The 24,988-nt window shown below is 60.4% G+C and carries 20 protein-coding genes; 10 read left to right on the forward strand and 10 right to left on the reverse strand.

Annotated features, from left to right (window positions below; all coding sequences use genetic code 11):
* Positions 1-84 precede the first annotated feature (84 nt).
* Positions 85-534, reverse strand: a complete 450-nt coding sequence (cadR, locus tag ACWR1S_RS17740) for a Cd(II)/Pb(II)-responsive transcriptional regulator (RefSeq protein WP_454564399.1) — start codon at positions 532-534, stop codon at positions 85-87.
* Positions 535-618: 84 nt separating this feature from the next.
* Between cadR and ACWR1S_RS17745 the strand changes: the two genes are divergently transcribed.
* The 7 genes from ACWR1S_RS17745 to ACWR1S_RS17775 all read left to right on the forward strand — a co-directional run bounded on the left by ACWR1S_RS17745 (position 619) and on the right by ACWR1S_RS17775 (position 9,700).
* A complete protein-coding gene (locus ACWR1S_RS17745) occupies positions 619-2,928 on the forward strand; it encodes a heavy metal translocating P-type ATPase (protein ID WP_454564400.1) in 2,310 nt (769 codons plus the stop codon).
* 14 nt (positions 2,929-2,942) lie between these two features.
* The gene (locus tag ACWR1S_RS17750; protein WP_064388038.1) at positions 2,943-3,806 is read left to right on the forward strand and encodes a LysR family transcriptional regulator; all 864 of its coding nucleotides are present in this window, start codon (positions 2,943-2,945) and stop codon (positions 3,804-3,806) included.
* 221 nt (positions 3,807-4,027) lie between these two features.
* Positions 4,028-5,104, forward strand: a complete 1,077-nt coding sequence (locus ACWR1S_RS17755; RefSeq protein ID WP_454564401.1) for a putative 2-aminoethylphosphonate ABC transporter ATP-binding protein — start codon at positions 4,028-4,030, stop codon at positions 5,102-5,104.
* A complete protein-coding gene (locus ACWR1S_RS17760) occupies positions 5,104-6,828 on the forward strand; it encodes a putative 2-aminoethylphosphonate ABC transporter permease subunit (RefSeq protein ID WP_454564402.1) in 1,725 nt (574 codons plus the stop codon). The genes ACWR1S_RS17755 and ACWR1S_RS17760 overlap by 1 nt, the downstream gene beginning before the upstream one ends.
* Positions 6,829-6,863: 35 nt before the next feature.
* Entirely contained in the window at positions 6,864-7,889 is a 1,026-nt protein-coding gene (locus tag ACWR1S_RS17765; protein WP_053124777.1) for a putative 2-aminoethylphosphonate ABC transporter substrate-binding protein, read from the forward strand.
* A 117-nt stretch (positions 7,890-8,006) separates the two neighbouring features.
* Positions 8,007-9,140: a TIGR03364 family FAD-dependent oxidoreductase gene (locus ACWR1S_RS17770; RefSeq protein ID WP_454564403.1), complete on the forward strand. Its 1,134-nt coding sequence runs from the start codon at positions 8,007-8,009 to the stop codon at positions 9,138-9,140.
* Positions 9,140-9,700 (forward strand): phosphonate degradation HD-domain oxygenase, encoded by a 561-nt coding sequence (locus tag ACWR1S_RS17775; RefSeq protein WP_454564404.1) that lies wholly within the window; start codon positions 9,140-9,142, stop codon positions 9,698-9,700. The genes ACWR1S_RS17770 and ACWR1S_RS17775 overlap by 1 nt, the downstream gene beginning before the upstream one ends.
* A gap of 159 nt (positions 9,701-9,859) precedes the next feature.
* Here ACWR1S_RS17775 and ACWR1S_RS17780 read toward each other — a convergent pair whose 3' ends face one another.
* Positions 9,860-11,245 carry a GTPase/DUF3482 domain-containing protein gene (locus tag ACWR1S_RS17780; RefSeq protein ID WP_454564405.1) on the reverse strand — a complete coding sequence of 462 codons (1,386 nt, stop codon included), beginning with the start codon at positions 11,243-11,245 and terminating at the stop codon, positions 9,860-9,862.
* Positions 11,238-12,617 (reverse strand): DUF2868 domain-containing protein, encoded by a 1,380-nt coding sequence (locus ACWR1S_RS17785; RefSeq protein WP_454564406.1) that lies wholly within the window; start codon positions 12,615-12,617, stop codon positions 11,238-11,240. The genes ACWR1S_RS17780 and ACWR1S_RS17785 overlap by 8 nt, the downstream gene beginning before the upstream one ends.
* Positions 12,618-12,702: 85 nt before the next feature.
* Between ACWR1S_RS17785 and ACWR1S_RS17790 the strand changes: the two genes are divergently transcribed.
* Positions 12,703-13,215, forward strand: a complete 513-nt coding sequence (locus tag ACWR1S_RS17790; RefSeq protein WP_454564407.1) for a dihydrofolate reductase — start codon at positions 12,703-12,705, stop codon at positions 13,213-13,215.
* 110 nt (positions 13,216-13,325) lie between these two features.
* On the opposite strand, the gene ACWR1S_RS17795 is transcribed toward ACWR1S_RS17790, so the two are convergent.
* Positions 13,326-14,717 (reverse strand): L-cystine transporter, encoded by a 1,392-nt coding sequence (locus ACWR1S_RS17795; RefSeq protein ID WP_454564408.1) that lies wholly within the window; start codon positions 14,715-14,717, stop codon positions 13,326-13,328.
* Positions 14,718-14,958: 241 nt separating this feature from the next.
* On the opposite strand from ACWR1S_RS17795, the gene ACWR1S_RS17800 reads away from it, so the two are divergent.
* Positions 14,959-16,020, forward strand: coding sequence for a haloacid dehalogenase-like hydrolase (locus tag ACWR1S_RS17800; RefSeq protein ID WP_454564409.1), 1,062 nt, complete (start codon positions 14,959-14,961; stop codon positions 16,018-16,020).
* A gap of 207 nt (positions 16,021-16,227) precedes the next feature.
* On the opposite strand, the gene ilvD is transcribed toward ACWR1S_RS17800, so the two are convergent.
* From ilvD to ACWR1S_RS17830, 6 genes are all read right to left on the reverse strand, one after another.
* Positions 16,228-18,069, reverse strand: a complete 1,842-nt coding sequence (gene ilvD / locus ACWR1S_RS17805) for a dihydroxy-acid dehydratase (RefSeq protein WP_454564410.1) — start codon at positions 18,067-18,069, stop codon at positions 16,228-16,230.
* A 268-nt stretch (positions 18,070-18,337) separates the two neighbouring features.
* Entirely contained in the window at positions 18,338-19,570 is a 1,233-nt protein-coding gene (locus ACWR1S_RS17810) for an MFS transporter (protein ID WP_454564411.1), read from the reverse strand.
* Positions 19,563-20,540 carry a diiron oxygenase gene (locus tag ACWR1S_RS17815; protein ID WP_454564412.1) on the reverse strand — a complete coding sequence of 326 codons (978 nt, stop codon included), beginning with the start codon at positions 20,538-20,540 and terminating at the stop codon, positions 19,563-19,565. The genes ACWR1S_RS17810 and ACWR1S_RS17815 overlap by 8 nt, the downstream gene beginning before the upstream one ends.
* On the reverse strand, positions 20,537-21,610 hold the full coding sequence (locus ACWR1S_RS17820; protein WP_454564413.1) for a SagB family peptide dehydrogenase: 1,074 nt from the start codon (positions 21,608-21,610) through the stop codon (positions 20,537-20,539). Before ACWR1S_RS17820 ends, ACWR1S_RS17815 begins: the two co-directional genes overlap by 4 nt.
* 437 nt (positions 21,611-22,047) lie before the next feature.
* Positions 22,048-23,244 carry a class I SAM-dependent rRNA methyltransferase gene (locus ACWR1S_RS17825; protein ID WP_454564414.1) on the reverse strand — a complete coding sequence of 399 codons (1,197 nt, stop codon included), beginning with the start codon at positions 23,242-23,244 and terminating at the stop codon, positions 22,048-22,050.
* A gap of 161 nt (positions 23,245-23,405) precedes the next feature.
* Positions 23,406-23,945 (reverse strand): type 1 glutamine amidotransferase domain-containing protein, encoded by a 540-nt coding sequence (locus tag ACWR1S_RS17830; RefSeq protein ID WP_454564415.1) that lies wholly within the window; start codon positions 23,943-23,945, stop codon positions 23,406-23,408.
* A 228-nt stretch (positions 23,946-24,173) separates the two neighbouring features.
* Here ACWR1S_RS17830 and ACWR1S_RS17835 point away from each other — a divergent pair, with 228 nt between their 5' ends.
* Positions 24,174-24,986: an HDOD domain-containing protein gene (locus ACWR1S_RS17835; protein ID WP_177412531.1), complete on the forward strand. Its 813-nt coding sequence runs from the start codon at positions 24,174-24,176 to the stop codon at positions 24,984-24,986.
* Positions 24,987-24,988 lie beyond the last annotated feature (2 nt).

A 24,988-nucleotide genomic window follows, 5' to 3' on the forward strand; every position in this document is an offset into this window, starting at 1 on the left:
GAATCCCGTGACGCTCCGCGTCACTTAGGACGCGGAGCGTCCATGGCGGCATTCCCACGCGGAGCATGGGAACGAGCGCCAACGTCAGTGGCCGTGGCTGCGGCCTACATGGGAGTGCTCCACTTCCGTCGCGACAACCCCGCCACTCACTTCCAGCCGCTGCAAAATCCCGCATTGATCCGCCACCGGCCCTTCGCCACAACGTTGGCGCAGGTCGAGCAGTTGCGTCTGCAACGCCAATAACCCATCAATCCGCGCCTTCACATGCTGAATGTGTTCGTCGATCAGCGTATTCACGCTTTCACACTGATCCTGCGGGCTATCACGCATGGCCAGCAGGCTGCGGATTTCTTCGAGGGTCATGTCGAGGGTGCGGCAGTTGCGGATGAACGTCAGGCGTTCGGCGTGGGCCTGGGTGTAGACGCGGTAGTTGCCGTCGCTGCGGGCCGGCTCTGGCAGGAGGTTTTCGCGCTCGTAGTAGCGGATGGTTTCCACGGCGCAGTCGGTGAGTTTGGCCAGTTCTCCGATCTTCATGACGACAATCTCCAAAAGGGTGCTTGACCCTATAGTGGCTACAGGGTCTTTACTTGGCAACAGGCACCTTCATGGACGCGACCAGTGAGCGATTCCCAGCACACCCACAAGCCCGGCGACGGACACGACCACAGTCATAAATTGCAGCCTGTGCATAAGCATTCACAGGGCGGCGATTCCTGCTGCGGGTCGAAAGTCGCAGCACCGGCACCGGTTCATGCGCACGAAGATTCTTGCTGCTCGTCGAAAACCGCCGCGCCAGCGCTGGTGCAGTTGAGCGAGAAAACCAGCGCCGATGCGCGGCTGAGCAGCTTCCGCATCGAGGCAATGGACTGTCCGACCGAGCAGACGCTGATCCAGAACAAGCTCGGCAAACTCGCCGGTGTGCAGCAACTGGAATTCAACCTGATCAACCGCGTACTCGGCGTGACCCATAACCTGCCGGGCACCGAGCCGATCACCGAAGCGATCAAATCCCTCGGCATGCACGCCGAACCCTTGGAGGCGGGCGTCGACTCTCCGGCCCCGGTGCCAGTGAAAAAACACTGGTGGCCGTTGGCGCTGTCCGGTGTTGGCGCACTCGCTGCCGAAGTCATCCACTTCACCAACGCCGCGCCCACTTGGGTGGTGGCGATCATCGCGCTGGTGTCGATCCTCAGCGGTGGCCTAACCACCTATAAAAAGGGCTGGATCGCCCTGAAGAACCGCAACCTCAACATCAACGCGCTGATGAGCATCGCCGTCACCGGTGCGATCCTCATCGGCCAGTGGCCGGAAGCGGCGATGGTGATGTTCCTGTTCACCGTCGCCGAGCTGATCGAAGCGCGCTCGCTGGACCGTGCGCGAAATGCGATCAGCGGTTTGATGCAGATGACGCCGGAGCAAGCCACGGTGTTGCAGGCTGACGGCAGCTGGATTGAACAGGACGTGAAAAGCGTCGAACTCGGCGCCCGCGTGCGAGTGAAACCCGGCGAGCGCATTGCGCTGGACGGTGAAGTCGTCAGTGGCAGTTCAACCATCGATCAGGCGCCGATCACCGGCGAAAGCCTGCCGGTGGAAAAAACCATCGGCGACAAAGTCTTCGCCGGCACCATCAACCAGGCCGGGTCGCTGGAATACACGGTGACCGCAGCGGCGAACAACTCGACCCTGGCGCGCATCATCCATGCGGTTGAACAGGCTCAAGGTGCGCGCGCACCGACTCAACGCTTCGTCGATCAGTTCTCGAAAATCTACACGCCCGTAGTGTTCGTGTTTGCCTTGGCCGTGGCGATCATTCCGCCGCTGTTCATGGGCGCCGTGTGGTTCGACTGGATCTACCGCGCGCTGGTGTTGCTGGTGGTCGCGTGCCCATGTGCACTGGTGATTTCGACGCCGGTGACTATCGTCAGCGGCCTCGCCGCAGCGGCGCGCAAAGGCATTCTGGTCAAGGGTGGCGTGTACCTGGAGGGCGGTTTCAAGCTCGATTACCTGGCGCTGGATAAAACCGGCACGATCACCCACGGTAAGCCGGTGCAGACCGATTACTTGTCCCTCGATCCAACCGCCGATGCCACGGCCCCGGCAATCGCTGCGGCGTTGGCCGGCCGTTCCGATCACCCGGTGTCGCTGGCCATCGCCAACGCCGCTGTGGATAAAAACTTCGCCGCGCTGATTGTGGATAACTTCGAAGCGTTGGGCGGCCGTGGCGTCAAAGGCGAAATCAACGGCCAGACTTATCACTTGGGCAACCATCGTCTGGTCGAAGAACTGGGCCTGTGCTCGCCGGCACTGGAAGAAAAACTCTTCGCGCTGGAGAAACAGGGCAAATCCGTGGTGCTGCTGCTCGACAGTTCCGGCCCGCTGGCGCTGTTCGCGGTGGCCGACACCGTCAAGGAAACCAGCCGCGAAGCGATCCGTCAGTTGCATGAACTCGGGGTGAAAACCCTGATGCTCACTGGCGACAACGTCCACACCGCCCAGGCGATTGCCGCGCAGGTTGGCATCGACGAAGCGCGGGGCGACTTGCTGCCGACCGACAAACTGCAAGCCATCGAAGACCTTTATGCACAGGGTCGCCGAGTCGGCATGGTCGGCGACGGCATCAACGACGCGCCGGCACTGGCCCGCGCCGAGATTGGTTTCGCCATGGCCGCCGCCGGCACCGATACGGCGATCGAAACCGCCGATGTCGCCCTGATGGACGATGATCTGCGCAAGATCCCGGCGTTCATCAGCCTGTCGCGCAATACCGCGAGCATCCTGAAACAGAACATCGCGCTGGCGTTGGTGATCAAAGCTATCTTTCTTGCGGTAACCTTCGCCGGGCTCGCCACCATGTGGATGGCGGTGTTCGCCGACATGGGCGTGAGCCTGTTGGTGGTGTTCAACGGTTTGCGCCTGCTGCGCAAATAGAGTGAGGAAAGGTTGTGCTGAGTGCCGAGCTGAAAGCGTTTTACATGGTCGCCCGCCTGGGCAGCATCACGCTGGCGGCGAAAAAACTCGGCCTCAGCCAACCGACCGTGACCACGCAGATCCGCAATCTGGAAAGTCAGTATTCGGTGGAGTTGTTCTACCGTGGCGGCCGGCGTCTGAGCGTCAGCGACGAAGGCGCGCGGTTGCTGCCGATGGTCAAAACACTGTTGCAGCAGGAGGCCGACATCGAATTTTTCCTGCGCAACAGCGGTCAGGTGCAGGGCACGTTGCGCATCGCAGCGACCGCGCCGTATTACATCCTCGATCTGGTGAAGACCTTTCGCGAGCGTCTGCCGCAAGTGGAAGTGTCGGTGGAAATCGGCAACTCGCAGCAGGTGCTCGAAGCGCTGGAAGATTACCGGGTGGACATCGCCGCGTCATCGCAATTGCTCGATGACGCGCGGTTGATTCGCCGGGTGTTGGGCACGGATCCACTGGTGTTGGCGGTGCATCGCAATCATCCGCTGGCGGCGCAGGAGCATGTGGCGTTGAGTGCGCTGGCCGGGCACACGCTGTTGATGCGCGAGTCAGGCTCGACCACGCGGCGATTGACGGAGGAGTTGCTGGCGACTGCGGGGGTGAGTTTCGGGCCGTTGCTGGAGATTGGTAGCCGTGAGTCGATTCGGGAGGCGGTGTTGCGCAATATCGGCATCAGCATTATTGCGCGGCAGGAAGTGCCGCATGATCCGCAGTTGCGCGTGTTGACGATCGAGAATGCGCCGCAGATTCCTGAATATCTGTATTGCCTGAAAGAGAGGAAAGGCGCGCGGTTGCCGGCGGCGTTTCTTGGGTTGGCGCAGGAAATGTCCCCCGCGTAATGATCGTTCCCACGCTCCGCGTGGGAATGCCTCTACGGACGCTCCGCGTTCGGCTTTTGGGACGCAGAGCGTCCCGGGCAGCATTCCCACGCAGAGCGTGGGAACGATCTCTGGTGAACCAAAATCCCCGAATACCACTATCGGCCGTTTTTGCCTCGTTGCCACATGACGGACGCATTACAACTCTAGGATTGGCCTCATCTGCTTGATGAGGTCTGTCCATGAATCCTGCCATCGCAACTGCCCTGACCAACCCCGGTGCGCCGATGAAAGTGCGCGGCGTGCAGAAACGCTTCGGCGCGTTCACTGCGCTGGATAACGTCTCCCTCGACGTCGCCGCCGGTGAACTGGTGTGCCTGCTCGGCCCCTCGGGCTGCGGCAAAACCACGTTGCTGCGCTGCATCGCCGGGCTGGAGAAGCAGGACAGCGGCGAACTGTACCTCGGCGATCGCGACGTCTCGCACCTTGCCCCGCAGGCCCGCGACTACGGGATTCTGTTCCAGTCCTACGCGTTGTTTCCCAATCTGACCGTCGAAGCGAACATTGCCTACGGCCTCGCCGGCAGCGGTCGCGACGAAGTGCGCCGTCGCGTCGGGCAGATGCTCGAACTGGTCGGCCTCACCGGCAGCGAGAAAAAGCACCCCGGCCAATTGTCCGGCGGCCAACAACAACGCGTTGCTCTTGCTCGGGCCTTGGCGCCGGCGCCGTCGCTGCTGTTGCTCGACGAACCGATGTCCGCTCTCGACGCCCGCGTCCGCGAGCATCTGTGCACCGAACTGCGCCAACTGCAACGCAACCTCGGCATCACCACCCTGATGGTCACGCACAATCAGGACGAAGCCATGCTCATGGCCGACCGCATCGCCGTGATGAACAACGGCCGGGTCGAGCAGTACGCCACCCCGCAGGAAATCTACAACCGCCCGGCCACGCCGTTCGTGGCGGAGTTCGTTGGTCAGGGCAACTGGCTGCCGTTCCAGCGCAGCAGCGACACTCACGCGCAGGTCGGCGGAATGAACCTGCGCCTCAGCGACGGCAGCATCCAGCGCGCTTCGGGCCGTTTGTTCTGCCGCCCGGAAGCGATCAACGTCAATCCACCAGTGCATGAAGAAAACCTGTTCCCGGCCAAAGTCCGCGAGATCACCTTCCTCGGCAACCGCTGCCGCATGAGTTTCGAACTCGATCAACTGCCGGGCCACGCCTTGCTCGCTGAACTGGCGCCGGAAGCCATGCCGCGCCTCGGCGCCCAGCAGATCATGGTCGCCTTGCCGCCGCGCAGCCTGCAGGTGTTTGCCTGATGAACAGCAACCTCGCGCTGCCGCTACCGCACAAGCAGGTGCGACAGTCCTCCAAAGCCGAGATCGGCGACCGCATTTTTGTCGTCGGTGGCAAAGTTCTCTTGCTGCTGTTGCTCGGCGTCGCGGTGTTGCTGCCGTTGTTGGCGATCTTCTGGCGTGGTTTCAGCAGCGAGGCCGGGCAGGGCGGTGGCTGGATCGCGGCGAAGGAGATGGTCACCAGCGAGAATTTCCACTGGCTGCTCGGCAACAGTCTGAAAGTGTCCCTCAGCGTTGCGGCCATCGTCGTACCGCTGGCTTACCTGTTTGCCTACGCGCTGCAACGCACAATGATTCCGGCGAAGGGCATCTGGCGCGGCATTTCGTTGTTGCCGCTGATGGCGCCGTCGATGCTGCCGGGGATTGCGCTGGTCTATCTGTTTGGCAACCAGGGCATGTTGCGCGGGCTGCTCTCGGACAACATTTATGGGTTCTGGGGGATTGTGCTGGGCGAGGTGATTTACACCTTCCCGCATGCGCTGATGATTTTGCTGTCGGCATTGTCGCTGGCCGATGCGCGGCTGTTCGATGCTGCGTCGAGCATGGGCGCCAGTCCGGCCAAGGCGTTCCGTAGCATCACTTGGCCGGCGACTCGGCAGGCTGTGTTCGCCGCATTCTGTCTGGTGTTCACCCTGACCATCACCGATTTCGGTGTGCCGGTGGTGGTCGGTGGCGACTATCAAGTGCTGGCGCTGGAAGCCTACAAAGCCGTGGTCGGCCAACAACAATTCGGTCGCGGCGCGTTGATCGGCATGGTGCTGTTGCTGCCGGCGCTGTTCAGCTTCGGCGTCGATGCCTGGCTGCGTCGCCGCCATGGCGATTCCATGAGCGGGCGGGCGCAGGTATTCAAACCGGCACCGTCGAAAGTGCGCGATGGCTGTTATCTGGCGATTGTTTTGCTGATCAGCGCGGCGTTGATTCTGGTGTTCGGCATGGCGGTGTTCTCCTCCTTGGTGAAGTTCTGGCCGTACAACCTGTCGCTGTCGCTCAACCATTACCAGTTCAATGAAACCGCTGGCGGTGGCTGGCTGGCCTACAGCAACAGTTTGAAGATGGCGCTGGGCACGGCGTTGATCGGCAGCGTGCTGATCTTCACCGGCGCTTACCTGATGGAGAAAACCCGCAGCCAGCGCGGCCTCAACCTGGCCTTGCGCATGCTCAGCTTTGTGCCGATGGCGGTGCCGGGGCTGGTGCTCGGTCTCGGTTACGTCTTCTTCTTCAACCTCACCGGCAACCCGCTGCATGTGCTGTACGGGACGATGACGCTGCTGATCGTCTGCACCATTGCGCATTATTTGACCACCGCGCAGATGACCGCGACCACCGCGCTGCGCCAGCTCGACGCCGAGTTCGAAGCCGCCGCGCTGTCGCTGAAGGCGCCGCTGTATCGGCACTACCTGCGCGTCACCGTGCCGATCTGCCTGCCGGCGCTGCTGGACATCGTGCGCTACCTGTTCGTCTCGGCAATGACCACGGTGTCGGCGGCGATCTTTCTTTACAGCCCCGACACCATCCTCGCGGCGGTCGCGGTGCTGAACATGGATGACGCCGGCAACGTCGGCGGCGCGGCGGCGATGTCGACCCTGATTCTGTTCACCTCGGCGGGCGTGTCCTTGCTGCTGGCGTGGGCTTCGCGCGGCTTGCTGCGCCGTTCTCAAGCCTGGCGGCAAACCGCGCCCGGTCACTGATTCACACCCTCAACTCAAAAGACAGGATACCGATCATGTTCAAGCCTTTGGCCCTGGCCGCTGCTGTGCTCGCTACTTTCAGCCTGAATGCCTTCGCGGCAAAAACCGAGTTGACGGTGTACACCGCCCTCGAAGCCGAGCAACTGAAGTCCTACAAAGAAGCCTTCGAAAAGGCCAACCCGGACGTCGAGATCAAATGGGTGCGTGATTCCACCGGGATCATCACCGCCAAACTGCTCGCCGAAAAGGCCCGTCCGCAGGCTGACGCGGTGTGGGGCCTGGCCGCTTCGAGCCTGGCGATCCTCGATCAGCAAGGCATGCTGCAAAGCTACGCGCCGAAGGACCTCGGCAAGATCGGCGCGAACTACCGCGACGCCGCCAACCCGCCAGCCTGGGTCGGTATGGACGTCTGGGCCGCGACCATTTGTTTCAACACTGTCGAGGCCGAGAAGCAGGGTTTGACCAAGCCAGTAAGCTGGCAGGATCTGACCAAGCCTGAGTACAAAGGCAAGATCGTCATGCCGAACCCGGCGTCGTCCGGCACCGGTTTCCTCGACGTCAGCGCCTGGCTGCAAACCTTCGGCGAGAAGCAGGGCTGGGCCTACATGGACGGTCTGCACCAGAACATCGGCCAATACGTTCACTCCGGTTCCAAGCCTTGCAAGTTAGCGGCGGCGGGCGAGTTTCCGATCGGTATTTCCTTTGAGTATCCAGCCGTACAGCTGAAACGTCAGGGCGCGCCGCTGGACATCATCCTGCCAAAGGAAGGTCTGGGCTGGGAGATCGAAGCGACGGCGGTGATCAAAGGCACGCCGCATGAAGAAGCGGCGAAGAAACTGGCTGACTTCTCTGCCAGCGCCGAGGCGATGGATCTGTACAAGGAGAACTTCGCTGTCCTTGCTCAGCCGGGGATTGCCAAGCCGCAGACTGAATTGCCAGCCGACTACGAGCAGCGTCTGATCAAGAACGACTTTGCCTGGGCGTCGAAGAATCGTGACGAGATCCTGACCGAGTGGCGCAAGCGTTATGACGGCAAGTCCGAGAAAGTGGCTGCCAAGTAAATCTTCGCAAGCTGACAGGGCCTCATCGCGAGCAGGCTCACTCCTACAGGGGAACGCATTCCAACTGTAGGAGTGAGCCTGCTCGCGATAGCGGTCTCCCATGCAGGACATTTCTAAATGACACAACACCAAGACCTGCTCATCGTCGGCGCCGGCATCCTCGGCCTGTCCCACGCCTACGCCGCTGCCAAACGTGGTCTCAACGTCGCCGTCTTCGAACGCACCGCCACGCCGCTGGGCGCCTCGGTGCGCAACTTCGGCCAGGCCCTGGTCACCGGCCAACCGCCGGGCCCAATGCTCGAACTGGCCAAGGCCAGCCGCGAGATATGGGGTGACTGGGCGCAACTCGCCGGCCTGCAAATCAAGCGCAACGGCTCTTATCTTTTCGCAAGAACCGAAGTCGAAGAACACCTGCTCGACACCTTCTGCGCCACTCGCGCCATTGAACACGGCTACAACGTCGACCTGCTGCGCGGTGCCGCATTACGCGATCTCTACAACGGCCAGTTCAGCCATCACCGCGCCGCCCTCCACGGCATCGACGATCAACAGCTGTACTCGCGCGAAGCGATTCCGGCATTGATCGATTACCTGCGCCGCGACCTCGGTGTCGAGTTCCACTTCTCCACGCTGGTGCGCGATGTCGAGCCGGGGCGTCTGCACAGCACCGCCGGCAGTTTCACCGCGAAGCAGATCATCGTCTGCTCCGGCCACGATTATCAGACCTTGCTCGCCGAACCGATCGCCGCGCTCGATCCGCAAATCTGCCGCCTGCAAATGCTCCGCGCCAAACCGCAGATTGATCTGAATCTGCAACACGCCTTGCTCACGGGCCTCAGTTGCGTGCACTACGGCGCCTTTGCCGATCTGCCGGAAGCGGCGGCGGTGCAGGCGCAGATCCTGCGCGAACAACCGCATCTGCACGACAACGGTATCCACCTGCTGATCAGCCCGACGCCGTACGGCGAACTGATCATCGGCGACTCGCACCATTACGGCCGCGACCCTTCACCGTTCAACGCCGAGCAAGTGGATAACTGGATGCTTGAACTGGCCGAGCAGACGCTGGGCTGCAAGGTGCAGGTGGTCGAGCGCTGGCAGGGCGTCTATGGTTCCCGGGGGCCGGGGCCGTTTTCGTTGCTGCGCCCGGCAGTGGGTTTGAGTGTGGCGCTGATGCACACCGGCGTCGGCATGAGCGTCGGCCCGGCGTTGGCTGAGCGCAATATCGCGCAGTTGCTGGAGGAAATCTGATGGCGGATCACCAACAAGTCGTCGCCCGGGTGTTCGGGTTGTATGAGCGCTTCGGCACCAGCGATTACATCGGCGAGCCAGTGTCGCAGATCGAGCACATGTCCCAGGCCGCTGAACTGGCAATCGCCGAGGGCTTTGATGACGAAGTGGTGCTGGCGGCGTTCTTTCATGACATCGGTCATCTGTGTGCCGAGGGCGCGGAGAACATGGGCGGTTATGGTGTGGTCAGCCATGAGCGGCTGGGCGCGGATTATTTGCGCGAGGCCGGTTTCAGCGAGCGCATGGCGCGGCTGGTGGAATATCACGTGCAGGCCAAGCGGTATCTGACGTTGCGTGAGCCGGGGTATTTTGATCGGTTGAGTGAGGCGAGTCGGCGGACGCTGGCGTATCAGGGCGGGGTGATGACGGAGGCTGAGGCGGATGTGTTTGAGCGGGATCCGTTGTGTGCGGTGAGTTTGCGGATGCGGCAGTGGGATGAGTTGGCCAAGGAGAGGGCGGTGCCGGTGATTGATTTGGCGGTTCTCAAGCGCAAGGCTGAGGTTTTGTTGTCGGCTGAGTGATTGCTGCCCTCACCCAGCCCTCTCCCGGAGGGAGAGGGAGCCGATCTTCATGCCTTTCAAACCTGAGTTCGACTGGATATCTCAGGTCGATGTATGACCAAAGAACAACACGGTCAGCTCCCTCTCCCTCCGGGAGAGGGCTGGGGTGAGGGTCAGCGTTTACAGCTCAAGCACCTTCCCCACTAACGCCTCAATCTGCTCCTGCCTTTCCCCCTGATTCAACTTTGCATGGGGATTCAACGACGACCACTGCGGATGCGCCCGCGCCTTATTCAGCGCTTCGGGCAACTTGCCCTCACGCCAGGTCTTGTCCTGTGGCGTCGCCACCTGAACTGCATCCATCGCCGCATGCCCACGCTGATCCAGCGCCACCACCAACTGCCGCTGGCGCAACGCCAACAGCCGCAACACCCCGTCATCCACCGTCAGCTCGCGCTGCCCTTTGATCTTGCCGAGCAAGCGACTGCCATAACTGCGCGCCGTTTGCAGAGCGCCCCCAGCAATCGCACCTGCCAATGCCGCCGCGCCGAGGGTAATCCCGCCAACCAGCAAATCCACACCAGCCCCCGCCGCCGCACCGGCAGCAATGCCACCGCCCACGCGTACACCGAGTTGCTTCAAGGTTTCCGGGTTGAACAAGTCATCGCCCCAACGCCCATCCAGCAACGGCAAATCACTCGCCGCCGCATCCTGTGGCCGGAACGCGTAGAGCTTGAGCAGCGCCTCAACACACTTTTGCTCACGCTGGCGCACAGCCTTGCGCAATTCGCTGATGGCTTGCTGTTCCTGCTCGGCTTCACTGACCACACTGCGCCGACAAGCCGCACAATCGATCAACAATTCAGCAATCAAACGCGCCGCACTTTGCTGACGGGCGAGGCGCTGAGCCTGTTGATCGGCAATCAACCGCTCCAGTTGCGGACGAGCATTTTCCAGTAGCAACGCAAGACTTTCATACAGTCGCCGCTCACCATCCTCGGGCGGCGCCACACTGTCGAAACGCACCAGCGCATGCAGCCCGAGCCGCGCCAGCGCCTCACGCCAATCCGGCTCGCGATGGTTGGCGCTGCTGACAAAATTCAGCACCGGCAGCAGCGGTTTGCCACAACTGGCGAGCACTTCCAGCTCATCACGATATTTGGCCAACACCGGTTCGCGGGCATCAATCACATACAAACCGGCGTCGGAAGCGAGCAATTGCCGCAACACTTTGGCTTCTTGCTCAAAGCGCTGGCGTGCCTCGCTGCCGTCCAGAAACCGCGCCAGCCGCGCCGGGCCATCGAGGCGTTCGCCGGGGCGTTCAAGACGTTCGAGAAAGTCGAGCAGGGCGATGGCGTCTTCCAGCCCCGGCGTGTCGTAAAGGTCAAGCAACGGTTCGCCATCCACCGACAACCGCGCGCCTTCGACATGCCGCGTGGTGCTCGGGCGATGCGAGACTTCGCCGAAGCCGACATCGCGGGTCAGCGTGCGCAGCAGCGAGGTTTTGCCGACGTTGGTGTGGCCGACCACTGCAAGTTTCAGCGGCGCTTTCCAGGCATCAGTCATGGCCAGTCTCCAGCCAGTTCAACGGCGCGCAATCGGCGAACGGCAGCTCCAGCTGTTGCAGCGCGATGTGCCAGTCGCCGAGGCGTTCGGCATCGAGTGCTTCGCCGGGTGGCGCTTGCAGCAGCCAGACGCGGGTTTCCCCGGCATTGCGCGCCAGTTCTGCGATCAACGCGAGGCTGCCGCGATCCGGCGAGCGCCGTGGGTCGCAGGCAATTGCCAGACGTGCCGGCGGAAAGCGACTGAGTTGTTCGAGCAGTTTGTGGCGCGATTCGCGGCTGTCGAGGATGCCGGCATTGCTGACGTTTTTCGGCAGCGCTGGCGGCCATGGACGTTGTTCGTCGAGTTCGATGGCCACCAGCAACGCACCTTCGCTGGCGAGTTCGCCGACGCTGCTTTCGACGCGATGCAGTTGCGCCGGCTCAGGGTCGTTGACGCCGAGGCGCTCGCTGGTTGGCATCAGGCGTTCACGCAGTTGCGCGTAGCCGGGCAGGTTCAGCTCCAGACGCAAGCGATCCCGGCCACGTTTCCAGCGCCAACGGCAGAACAGCATCAGCAGCAGACGCGGTAGCACGCCATAGATCAGCACCGCGCCGACCAGCCATATCGCCCACATCTGGCGAACCAGCACGCGGTTGTAATCGGTGTCCAGCGTCACGCGAATCATGTCCACGCTCGGCGCACTCCAGCCCAGCGCTTGGGGAATGACCGTCAACGCATCCGTCAGTGCCGCGAAGAAGTCTGCGCCCAGCAGCGTGCTTTCCCAGATGAAGTCATATTGCCGAGTGGCCATCATCAATATCAGCATGCTCAACGCGCTGAGCATGATCAGCAGCCACAGGCCATTGACCAGTGTGCCAATCGCCCAGCGATTGAGTTTGTGGCGTTGCAGCAAGACCAGTAATGCAGGGGGCAATTGCGCGGCTTTGGCGTCCCGGGCAAATTTTTCGCTAAGCCACAGCCACAACCTGCCAAGCGCTGCCGCGTGTTCGCCGGCGAACAGCAGGCCGAGCGCCCAGCTCAGAAGCAGGATCAGATTGACCCCGAGCAACGTGCCCAGCGCCCAGAAAATGTTCACCGCTCGCGTACCGTCGCCGAGCGCAGAAAATGCCATGCCTGCGCCGGTGACGCAGGCCAGCAGCACCATCAATAGCAGCGCCAGGCGAGCACCTTGCAGCCAGTGTTTGAGAGCGGCCGTCAGCCCGTCACGTTCGGCCAGCCAGAGCGCCCGGCGCTGAATGCGGCTCGGCAGATCGCCGCCGGCGGTGCGCGCCAGCCGATTGGCTTCCAGATCATCCAATGGGCCTGCGTGTTCTTCGCGCAGGCGCACGGTCTCGGTGAGCCAGAGGTTTTGCAGTGGAGTCAGTTCAGTCACGCGGCATCCCGTCGCTTAATCCAGCGCTGAGCATAACCGCTGTGGCGCTTATCGGGGTAAGCGCGGCTCTGGTATCCTCGCCGGCATGACTAAATCACTCCCCCTCAGCCTGATCGCAGCCCTCGGTGAAAACCGTGTGATCGGCGTCGACAACAGCATGCCCTGGCACCTGCCGGGGGACTTCAAATACTTCAAGGCCACGACCTTGGGCAAGCCGATCATCATGGGTCGCAAGACCTGGGATTCGCTTGGCCGTCCGTTGCCGGGCCGCCTCAATATCGTGGTCAGCCGTCAGGCCGATCTGGTGCTGGAAGGTGCGGAAGTTTATCCGTCGCTGGAAGCTGCCGTGGTTCGCGCCGAGGAATGGGCGAAGGCGCAGGGCGTTGATGAGCTGATGCTGATTGGCGGCGCGCAGTTATACGCGCAAGGGCTGGCGCAGGCGGATCGTCTGTTTCTGACGCGCGTGGCGTTGAGCCCGGAAGGGGATGCGTGGTTTCCGGAGTTTGATTTGAACCAGTGGAAGCTGGTGTCGAATGTGCCGAATCCGGCTGAAGGCGACAAACCCGCGTACAGCTTCGAAGTCTGGGAGCGCATATAGATCGTTCCCACGCTCTGCGTGGGAATGCCTCAACGGACGCTCCGCGTCCAGGTGACGCGGAGCGTCACGGGCTGCATTCCCACGCGGAGCGTGGGAACGATCACCTTGGCTTAAGCCTGAGCCAACTCCGCATGCTCATCGGCATCCAGCAATTCTTTATCGGTCTGCTGCATCACCTGACTGGTAATCGCACCAGCGGTGATCGAACCACTCACGTTCAACGCCGTACGGCCCATATCAATCAGCGGTTCAACCGAAATCAGCAACGCCACCAGTGACACCGGCAAGCCCATCGCCGGCAGCACGATCAGCGCCGCGAACGTCGCGCCGCCACCGACACCGGCCACACCGGCCGAACTCAGCGTCACAATCGCCACCAACGTCGCGATCCACAGCGGATCCAGCGGGTTGATACCCACGGTTGGTGCAACCATCACCGCCAACATCGCTGGGTACAGACCGGCGCAGCCGTTCTGGCCAATCGTCGCACCAAACGAAGCAGCAAAACTCGCCACCGATTGCGGAATCCCCAGACGACGGGTCTGCGCTTCAATGCTCAGCGGAATGCTTGCCGCGCTGGAACGGCTGGTGAACGCGAACGTCAGCACCGGCCAGATCTTGCGGAAGAAACGCAGCGGGTTGATCCCGGCCGCCGATACCAGCAAACCGTGAACGACGAACATCAGGCCCAGACCGAGGTACGACACCACGACGAAACTGCCGAGTTTGATGATGTCTTGCAGGTTGGAACCGGCGACCACTTTGGTCATCAGCGCCAGCACGCCGTACGGGGTCAGTTTCATCACCAGACGCACCAGACGCATCACCCAGGCTTGCAGGGTGTCGATGGCGTTGATCACTTTCTGACCTTTTTCGACGTCATCCTTGAGCAGTTGCAGCGCCGCGACCCCGAGGAATGCGGCGAAAATCACCACGCTGATGATCGACGTCGGCTTGGCCCGGGCCAGATCGGCAAACGGGTTCTGCGGGATGAACGACAGCAGCAGTTGCGGCACATTCAGGTCGGCAACCTTGCCGGCGTAGTCAGTCTGAATGGTTTGCAGACGGGCCATTTCCTGGGTGCCGGCGACCAGACCTTCAGCGGTGAGGCCGAACAGGTTGGTCAGGCCGATGCCGATCAGCGCCGCAATCGCGGTGGTGAACAGCAGCGTGCCGATAGTCAGGAAGCTGATCTTGCCCAACGACGAGGCGTTGTGCAGACGCGCCACAGCGCTGAGGATCGAGGCGAACACCAGCGGGATGACGATCATTTGCAGCAACTGCACGTAACCGTTTCCGACCAGATCGAACCAGCCGATCGAGGCTTTCAGCACAGGATTGCCGGCACCGTAAACGCTGTGCAGGGCCACGCCGAACGCCACGCCCATCGCCAGTGCGAGCAAAACTTTTTTCGCCAGGCTCCACGTGGTGTGGCGGGTTTGCGCCAGACCGAAGAGCAGGGCGAGGAACACCAGCAGGTTGAGAATCAACGGTAGGTTCATGAGAACTCCAGGAAAGACTTTGCCAACAGCCTTCCGGGGCTGCTGCGAACCGGCAAGCCTAACAGTTTGATTTGCAATGATTTAATACCGAAATGGCAGGTCGTCCGTCGTTTTTGGAATAAGCCTGTGTCGCTCTCGGCAATGCATCTGGCGCAATAGGGACGGGGGCGGTCGCTGACAGACGAGGACTGTCACACTTATTTGTTAGCGTCGATCTCTTTGAATCAGGGAGAAGAGGCTTATGAAGTTCGCACCGAAATTTCTGGCTGTCGCACTGGCTGTGGGCATGGGTCTGGCCACTCAGGCCTTCGCCACCGACCTGAAACACTGGCCGGCCGATCAGGCCAAGGCGCTGGATGCGATGATCGCCGCCAATGCCAACAAGGGTAACTACGCGGTGTTCGACATGGACAACACCAGTTACCGATACGACCTCGAAGAGTCCTTGTTGCCGTTCATGGAAAACAAGGGCCTGATCACCCGCGACAAACTCGATCCTTCCCTGAAACTGATGCCGTTCAAGGACACCGCCGACCACAAGGAAAGCCTGTTCAGTTACTACTATCGCCTCTGTGAAGTCGACGACATGGTCTGCTACCCGTGGGTGGCGCAGGTGTTCTCCGGCTTCACCCTCAAAGAACTCAAAGGCTACGTCGATGAGCTGATGGCTTCGGGCAAACCCGTGCCGGCGACGTATTACGAAGGCGATGCGGTGAAGAAACTCGACGTCAATCCGCCGAAGATCTTCACCGGCCAGCAAGAGCTGTACAACAAGCTGATGGAGAACGGCATCGAGGTCTACGTGATGACCGCGGCCTCTGAGGAGCTGGTGCGCATGGTCGCGGCGGATCCGAAGTATGGCTACAACGTCAAACCGCAGAACGTCATCGGCGTGACCACGCTGCTGAAGAACCGCGAGACCAACGAACTGACCACTGCACGCAAGCAGATCACCGCCGGCAAATATGACGAGAAGGCCAACCTTGGCCTCGAACTGACCCCGTATCTGTGGACCCCGGCAACGTGGATGGCCGGCAAGCACGCGGCGATCCTCACTTACATCGACGAGTGGAAAAAACCGGTACTGGTCGGTGGCGATACGCCGACCAGCGACGGCTACATGCTGTTCCACGATGTCGACGTGGCCAAGGGCGGGATTCACTTGTGGATCAACCGCAAGGACAAGTACATGACGCAGTTGAACGGCATGATGGCCAAGCATGCGGCGGCGCAGGCCAAGGAAGGTTTGCCGGTGACGGCGGACAAGAACTGGGTGATCGTCAAACCGGAGGAGATTCAGTAAAACCGGGTTGCTCCTATCGCGAGCAGGCTCACTCCTACAATTGGAATGCGTTCACCTGTTGATCGTTCCCACGCTCTGCGTGGGAATGCAGCCCGTGACGCTCCGCGTCACTGGACGCGGAGCGTCCCTTGAGACATTCCCACGCAGAGCGTGGGAACGATCAGCCCCGCACTTTGACGGGGCATTTTTGTTTCGGCGATTTGACGCTTACAGCCCGTCGAGCATCGCTTTGTTACGCACAGCACCTTTGTCGGCACTGGTCGCCAGCAGGGCGTAAGCCTTGAGCGCGGTGGTCACTTTGCGTGGACGAATCTCGACCGGTTTCCAGCCCTTCTTGTCCTGCTCGGCGCGGCGTGCGGCCAGTTCTTCATCGCTGACCAACAGGTTGATCGAGCGGTTCGGAATGTCGATCAGCACTTTGTCGCCGTCCTGCACCAGACCGATCGCACCGCCGGCCGCTGCCTCAGGCGAAGCGTGACCGATGGACAGGCCCGACGTACCGCCGGAGAAACGCCCGTCGGTGAGCAGCGCACAGGCTTTGCCCAGGCCTTTGGATTTCAGGTACGACGTCGGGTAGAGCATTTCCTGCATGCCCGGGCCGCCTTTCGGGCCTTCGTAACGAATGATGACGATGTCGCCAGCCTTCACTTCGTCAGCGAGGATGCCGCGTACGGCGCTGTCCTGGCTTTCGAAGATCTTCGCGTTGCCTTCGAAGACGTGGATCGATTCGTCGACACCGGCGGTTTTCACCACGCAACCGTCGATGGCTATGTTGCCGTACAGCACGGCCAAACCACCTTCTTGCGAATAGGCGTGTTCGAAACTGCGGATGCAGCCGTTTTCACGGTCGTCATCCAGGGTTTCCCAACGGGTCGACTGGCTGAACGCCGTCTGCGTCGGGATACCGGCAGGACCGGCCTTGAAGAAGTGATGCACGGCTTCATCGTCAGTCTGGGTGATGTCCCACTTGGCGATGGCTTCTTCCATGCTGCGGCTGTGCACGGTCGGCAGGTCAGTGTGCAGCAGGCCGCCACGGGCCAGCGAGCCGAGGATGCTGAAAATGCCGCCGGCGCGGTGCACGTCTTCCATGTGGTACTTCTGGATGTTCGGCGCAACCTTGCACAGCTGTGGAACGCTGCGCGAAAGACGGTCGATGTCGCGCAGGTCGAAATCGATCTCGGCTTCCTGAGCGGCCGCGAGCAAGTGCAGGATGGTGTTGGTCGAACCGCCCATGGCGATGTCGAGCATCATCGCGTTCTCGAACGCCTTGAAGTTGGCAATGTTGCGCGGCAATACCGATTCGTCGTTCTCGCCGTAGTAACGCTTGCACAGCTCGACGATGGTGCGGCCAGCCTGCAGGAACAATTGCTCGCGGTCGCTGTGGGTGGCGAGGGTCGAACCGTTGCCCGGCAATGCCAGACCCAGTGCTTCGGTCAGGCAGTTCATCGAGTTGGCGGTGAACATGCCTGAGCACGAACCGCAAGTCGGGCAGGCGCTGCGCTCGTACTCAGCGACTTTCTCGTCAGAAGCGCTTTCGTCGGCGGCGATTACCATGGCATCGACGAGGTCGAGGCCGTGGGACGCGAGTTTGGTCTTGCCGGCTTCCATCGGGCCGCCGGAAACGAAGATCACCGGAATGTTCAGGCGCAAGGCAGCCATCAACATGCCCGGGGTGATCTTGTCGCAGTTGGAAATGCACACGATAGCGTCAGCGCAGTGGGCGTTGACCATGTATTCGACGGAGTCGGCGATGATCTCGCGGCTCGGCAGCGAATACAGCATGCCGTCGTGACCCATGGCGATGCCGTCATCCACGGCGATGGTGTTGAATTCTTTCGCTACACCGCCGGCGCGTTCGATTTCACGGGCGACCAGTTGGCCCAGATCCTTCAGATGCACGTGGCCCGGTACGAACTGGGTGAACGAGTTGGCAATGGCGATGATCGGTTTTTTGAAGTCGTCATCTTTCATCCCGGTGGCGCGCCACAGTGCGCGGGCGCCGGCCATGTTGCGGCCGTGGGTGGATGTTTTCGAACGGTAATCTGGCATGGAACACTCCGGGCGGCTAATCACTTACTAATCAGGTGCAAAAGGGGAGTGAGCTTCTATTGACGTCTGGAACACTCAGAAATGGCCGTGTGTCCGTGAAGTTGCCGATGACGTTGCGGGATCGCCGCTGGTCTCAGCCTGAGCTCATAAACCCGCCGGGGGATGAATGGCGATGAATCAGCCGATTCTACACCGCTGGCGTCTGGAGGGAATGGCGCAAAGCGTTGTTCCAGTGCAGACGGCGTGTATGGAATGACGACCGGGGGTTTTAATCACCGCCGGTCTGCACCATGACATTGCCTTCCAGGTTTCGCGCGCGACGGCTGAGTCGGTTGTTGAGTACCAGCGCTATCGCGCTCAGCAGCACAAAGCTGTAGCCCAGTGTCGATTGCAGATTGGCCGGGCTGAGGCTGATCAACGCGCTGATAAGCCCACCACAAATAAAGATGATCGTACTGCCCGCCGAGGCCGAAGTACCGGCATTCTCAGGAAACAGGCTCATGGCCCTGGAGGTGGCGGCGGGGCGGGCAATGGTGGTGCCCGCCGTGCAGATCAGCATCGGAATCAACACCGTGGCCGGCGCCAGCGCATGATTGGCCGCCAGGTACAGCATTGCCAGTCCCGACAGCAGTATCAGGCTCAGCCCGGTGAAGATTTGTTGAACCGGCGTGATGCGTCGATTGAGTACGGCGGCGAGGATGCCACCGACGATATAGGCAGCACCGTAAACCAGCAGGATCAGTGAAAAATCATAAGGTGCGAGTTGCAGTTGATCCATGAAAATCAACGGCGAAATCACGATGAACGAGAAATGGCAGGCGAAAGCAAACGCTGAAATCAGCCAGTAGCCGACAAATTCGAAATCCCCCAGCACGCGGCGGTAGGACTGAATGAAACCGAGCTGTATGCCACTGTAGGCCGGGCGGTTGTTCGGTAAAAACAGCCAGGCCTTGATCAGCACCATGGCGGACAGCGCGGTAAATACCCAGAAGCTGCCGCGCCAACCGAGTGTGGTCTGGAGAAAGGTGCCGGCCAGCGGCGATACCGAGATGAAAATTCCGGTGGCTGTGACCATCAGGATACGCAAGCGGTCGCGTTCCTCACCTTCGAACAAATCCTGTACCAGCGCCTGGGACAGCACGAAACATCCACAGCCCAGGGCCTGCATCACCCGGAATATGAGGAATAGCGTGTAATCGGCGGTCATCACGCAGCCGAGCGCACCGAGCATCGATACGCTCATGCCGGCGAGTAACAAGCCTTTGCGCCCGATCACGTCCGAGAGGGGGCCGATCATGACCTGAGCAAACGCGATCCCCACAGCAAACAGGCTGATGGACAGTGCGATGTCTGCCGGTGTTCTGCGAAAATGCGCCGCGAGTGCTGGAAATGAAGGCAGCAGAACATCCAGTGGAAACACGCCCAGCAGCACCATGGCCAACAACAGGCTGACAGCAGCGCGGCGCTGCCGGGTGGTTGCCTCGGATTTTCCTTTATCCATCGATCAGACCTGCCTTGGCAAAAAGTTTCTGGTTATGAGGAAGTGCGAAAAAACCGGCCTTGCGCAGTGCATCAAGCGTAGCGATGGAACCTGATCGTGCACGCGCACGATTGGCCTGCACCGTGGCCATGCCGCCGACGATGTCCATCACGTCACTGTCGGCGATGCCGGCTCCTCGCAGGCTCTGTTGCAGCCAGCCTTCGTCCGCCTCGAAAAAAATCCCGATGATTTCCAGCAGTGTTCTGCTCGCAAACGTGCGCTGGCGGCTGTTCATCGACAGCCAGAAGTAATGGAACGCTTCGGCGAAGTATCGACTGTGGCGGGCTTCGTCCGCCAAATGGTCACGCAGCATGTCGTTGACACTGGACACCAGGCTGTCGCGGCAGACGTCCAGCAGCTCCCGGGCAATGACGGTTTCCGAGACGAAGCCGAGCAGAAACCATGCCAGTGCCCGGTTTTTTTCCGGGGTGCGGGCGATCAGAGCATTCATGCGGGAGATGCGCTTCGGAATCACCGGGCGTCCGGTGAACCCGTAGAAAGCGGCGATCTGTTCTGCGAGGCGATTGGAGAACAGCGCGTGATAACCCTCGTCGGTGTAGAGCTGCAGCGCCGCGTGCTTCATCGGCAGAGGCACGTAAATGGGCAGTTCGCGGTGCACGATGGCTTCCACGGCACGATTGACGATGCGATGTTCGAGCAGGGTGGTGTAATCGAGAAAGTGCACCAGATGGCTGGCTGACAGCCGGTGCAACACATCACGCCCCGCCGCCTGAATGGCCGGGTGTGCCAGATAAGGCAGAAACGCCGGTGGAAACCAGTGCCGGGTTTGCAGTTGCAGCGGCACGTCGTCGGGCAATTGATAGTCATGGGTACTGGTGCGCACGGAGGCACGGCTGTCCCAGTCTCCCAGCGTGAATTTGAGCGCCCAGGACACCGGCGCTTCATCCGGGGTGGCAATCGACAGGGTCATGCGTGCCCCTCACGCAACAGATCGCGCATTTCCTGGCACATCACTTGCCCATCGCTTTGCCCACAACCCACGAAGAACAACGGCTGTTCAGCGCTACTTTCGAGGTTGAGCAGCGTTTCAACCTGCTGGTCGGCAAACGCGCCGGTCAGCCAGGTATTGAGGCCCAGTGCCGTGGCGACCAGTTGAAAGGTCTGCGACAGGTGACCGGCCTCGACGAAGGCCATGCGATAGGCCCGCGAGTGTTCGTATTTCCACCAGAGCCGGTCAAAACGTGCGGTGATGAACAACCCCAACGGCAGGTTGTTGATGAAATGCTGACCGCCGAGCAATTGGCCGAGTGCAGGTTGAGGTAACGGATTGACCCGGCTCAAGGTGTGGTCGGCGGGATGATACGCGTAGATGCCGGGCTCCAGTCCCTCGACGTTCTGGACCAGCAGAAAGCCTTCACAAGCGTTCAGACCACCCGCGGAAGGGCTGCTTCGACGTGCGCTGAGCCCTTGGGCGATGCTGTCGTCGCGGTCATTGTCACGTTCCTGGAGATAGCCGAGGGCAAGATAGAGCAGGGTACCGACGTCCTTCAGCGTTATCGCTGCACCTGTATAGGATCGGCACGTTTTGCGCTGGAGCAGAACATTTCCCAGACGGTCGTCATTCAGAGCGCACGGCGCAGGCAGGGCGATGCGCTGCTCTTGTGCTGGCGTCGGGCGGTCTGTAGCGGGCTGTGGGGTGGCCAGTACTTCGTTGCAGTGCGCCAGATATTGTCTGGACCACTCGTGAATATTCTGTGGAGTATGTTCGCAGGGAATATTTTGCGTGCCGATGTGATAAATCTTCGACAGCTCATCCCAACCCCATTGCGGACTGTCTATTTTTGAAACGGTTAGAATGCCCGCGCTTAATAGTTGTGTGTCTATTATGTTGTGGGCGTCGAAAAGTTCCGGGTTGTGTATTAGTTGCGCAAGACGATTGGCATCATTCAGATCAAGTTCATGTTGTGTGTGGTTTTTATAGTTCCACACGATTTGCCCGGGTGAGCGCGGCAATATAAATAAGTAAGGGTTGATGTGCATGTCTGTCGATTCACTCTGGAAAAAGTCAAAAGGACGCCGGATTGCCGGCACTTCCCAGCGTCCTGACTTACTTAGCGGGCTTTAGGGGCAACCAGAAAAGCCAGGTTTGCGATTTTTTTACTTTCCAGAGAAATACGTTTCATGATGTGAACTCCTTGTTCATTGATAGTTGAAGTCACCTCGTGGTGACAACTTCATAATAGTTTGTAATGGATTATTGGCAAGAGGATATTAGGTAGGAAATTTCCAGTAATTTTGTCGGAGTAGTCTTTAGCCGGAAATAAACTTGTAGGGTAAGTTTCAATAATTAAAAGATGTAAGGAAATATCCTGCGCGTCGGCGAGAAAATAATTGTAGGAAGTGTTGGGAGACAGCGAGGAGGAAGGGAAGCACGCAAAAAAAAGGGGAGCCTGCTGGCTCCCCGTTATCCGCATGAATCAGCTGTTGGGCAGCAGGCGGCAGGTGATGCTCTTGATGTAGCGCGTTTCGGCGATGGCCGGGTGTACCGGGTGATCCGGGCCCTGACCGCCGCGCTCCAGCAGTTGGATGTTGCGATCCAGGTGGCGGGCGCTGGTCAGCAGGATGTTCTGCAGATCGTCTTCCGGCAGGTGCATCGAGCACGACGCGCTGACCAGGATGCCGTCCTTGTTGAGCAGGCGCATGGCTTGTTCGTTCAGGCGGCGGTAGGCGCCTTCGCCGTTTTTCATGTCTTTCTTGCGTTTGATGAACGCCGGCGGGTCGGCAACGATCACGTCGAAGCGTTCTTCGCTGGCTTTCAGTTCTTTCAGAGCTTCGAAAACGTCGCCTTCGATGCAGGTCATCTTGTCGGCGAAACCGTTCAGCGCCGCATTGCGCTCAACGCCGTCGAGGGCGAAAGCCGAGGCGTCGACGCAGAACACTTCGCTGGCGCCGAACGCGGCAGCCTGCACGCCCCAGCCACCAATGTAGCTATAGAGGTCGAGGACGCGTTTGCCTTTGGCGTAAGGGGCCAGGCGTGCGCGGTTCATGCGGTGGTCGTAGAACCAGCCGGTTTTCTGGCCCTGAATGACCGGGGCTTCGAACTTCACGCCGTTCTCTTCCAGCGCAACCCACTCCGGCACCAGGCCGAACACGGTTTCGACGTAGCGGTTGAGGCCTTCGGCGTCACGGGCGGCGGAGTCGTTCTTGAACAGGATGCCGCTTGGTTTGAGCACTTGGGTCAGCGCCGCGATCACCTCATCTTTATGCGCTTCCATGGTCGCCGAAGCGATCTGTACGACGAGGATGTCGCCGAAACGGTCGACGACCAGGCCTGGCAGCAGGTCGGAATCACCGTAGACCAGACGATAGAACGGTTTGTCGAACAGGCGCTCGCGCAGCGACAGGGCCACGTTCAGGCGGTGCACCAGCAGCGATTTGTCCAGCGCAACTTTAATGTCGCGCGACAGCAGGCGGGCGCAGATCAGGTTGTTCGGGCTCATCGCCACGATGCCCAGCGGCTTGCCGCCGGCGGCTTCGAGGATGGCTTGATCGCCGGCATTAAAGCCGTGCAGCGGGGTGGCGGCTACATCGATTTCGTTGCTGTAGACCCACAGGTGACCGGCGCGCAGGCGACGGTCGGCGTTGGCTTTGAGGCGCAAGCTAGGCAGGGACATGACGTCGCTCCGGAAAAAAGAGCGGGAGTATAGCGTGTTGCGACTTGTGCCGGGTTTGATGAGCGATGAAACGCTGATGGCCTCTTCGCGAGCAGGCTCGCTCCCACAGGGGAACGTATTCCAAATGTGAGCGAGCCTGCTCGCGAATGCGGTCCCCAATGCTACGCCGACAGTGCGTCGATCAACGCCCGACTGAACGCCGGAATATCATCCGGCTGACGGCTGCTGATCAGGTGACCATCCTTGACCACTTCTTTATCGACCCAATTGGCCCCGGCATTGACCAGGTCGTCCTTGAGCGTCTTGTAACTGGTCATGGTCTTGCCGTTGACCAGCCCCGCCGAGATCAGCAACCAGCCGCCATGGCAGATCACCGCAATCGGTTTGCCGGCAGACGCGCCAGTCTTGACCAGATGCTGGGCGTCCTGATCGATGCGAATGGTGTCGGAGTTCTGCACGCCGCCCGGCAAGACGATCGCGTCGTACTGCTCGCTGCTGGCGCTCTGGAAGGTCTGATCGACCTTGAAGTCGTCCGCCGGTTGGTCGTGATTCCAGCCTTTGACCTTGCCGGCCTCGGTGGAAAGGATGTCGACCTGGGCGCCGGCTTGCTCCAACGCTTGCTTGGGACCGGTCAGTTCGACCTGCTCGAAACCGTCTGTTACCAAAAAGGCGACGCGTTTGCCGTTGAGGGAAGTGGCCATCGATAAGCTCCTGAGTCTGTGGGAGTTTGCCGCCGCAAGGGATCGGAGTGATCCGTTGGGCATTACAGATTCCGAAGCCGTGGCCTGAATGAAAGTTCCTGACAATTGCCCACTGGTGTGTCGTCTCGCGGTTTTTAGAGGTTAGAATCGCCGCCTGTCCCAGAGTGTGTACTTATGTCCCAAGAGCTGACCACCGAACAGATTCAACAATCGCTGCAAGGCATCAGTGTGCCTGCGCAACCGCAGATCATGGTGGATCTGCAAATGGAGCAGTACATGCCCGACCCCGACCTGGAGGTGATCGCCAAACTGATCGCCCAGGATCCAGGGTTGTCCGGCTCGCTGCTGAAAATCGTCAACTCGCCGTATTACGGTCTGAGCAACAAGATCACCTCGATTCAGCGCGCAGTGAACCTGCTGGGCAGCCGATCGATCATCAACCTGATCAACGCGCAGTCGATCAAGGGCGAGATGAACGACGACACCATCGTCACCCTCAACCGTTTCTGGGACACCGCCCAGGACGTGGCGATGACCTGCCTGACGCTGGCCAAACGTATCGGTACTCAAGCCGGTGACGAGGCTTACGCCTTGGGTCTGTTCCACGATTGCGGCGTGCCGTTGATGTTGCAGCGGTTCCCCAATTACATGACGGTTCTGGAAAAGGCCTACGCCAATGCCGGCGCCGAATGTCGCGTAGTGGACACTGAGAACAGCGAGTTCAACACCAACCACGCCGTGGTCGGCTACTACACCGCCAAGTCCTGGCGCTTGCCGGAACACGTCAGTGCGGCGATCGCCAATCACCACAACGCCCTGGCAATTTTCAGCGATGAGTCTTCGCGCAACAGCCAGATGAAAAACCTGCTGGCGATCCTGAAAATGGCCGAACACATTTGCGCTTCGTATCGCGTGCTGGGCAACCAGACCGAAGATTTCGAATGGAACGCCGTCGGCCCGCTGGTACTCGACTATGTAGGGCTGTCGGACTACGACTTCGAAACCCTCAAACAAACGATCCGCGACCTCGGCGCGCATTGATT

This window comes from Pseudomonas sp. AIG, from assembly GCF_977020205.1.